General features: G+C 52.2%; 1 protein-coding gene. It reads right to left on the bottom strand.

The features are described 5' to 3' along the window. Positions 1–129: 129 nt before the first annotated feature. Positions 130–550: transposase-like zinc-binding domain-containing protein (locus QEP12_RS17090; RefSeq protein ID WP_431308113.1), on the bottom strand; the 421-nt coding region annotated here is incomplete at its 5' end.

Genomic DNA, 550 nt, shown 5'->3' with positions numbered 1-550 from the left:
TGTAAGGCCGATGTGCATCCGTGCAGTAATGGATATGTGCATCCATAGGTAGTTGAGGCTGCAGCACTTTGGCTGTTTTCGTTCCTCGCTCCCCAAGTGCAAACCCGACGATCTGGTGACTTGCCCTGTCTATTGCCCACCACAGCCAGATGGGCTGTTTTTTGAGCCCACATAACTCCACATCTCATCGGCCTCAATGACCGCTAGATCTTTGGCTGTTGGCGCTTGAAGTGCTTTGCCAGCAACTTCTTTGCGCACCCAACCCAACACTGCGTTGTGGCTCACGTGCAATAGGCGTTCGATTTTTCTTGCGGCAATACCTTCGGCATACATCGCCAAGGCCAGTGCTTTGATCTTTGGATCGATGAGGCGCAAGTCCTTGTCACCAAAGGTTCTGCGGCATCCCATGCACATCCATCTTTGTCGTTTGTGGCGGCTCAGGCCAATCTTTTGTGTGTGATGGTGATTACAGCGAGGGCATTGCATAGCGAAACGGAAAAGGCATGGAATATAGCGCTTGGCGCCATCTCCATACCTCATGCGCAATCCC

This window comes from Comamonas jiangduensis, assembly GCF_030162955.1.
GTDB classification, from domain to species: Bacteria; Pseudomonadota; Gammaproteobacteria; order Burkholderiales; family Burkholderiaceae_C; genus Comamonas; species Comamonas jiangduensis.
The sequence above is the reverse complement of the archived record's forward strand: the minus strand, read 5'-3'. Positions and strand labels throughout refer to the sequence as shown.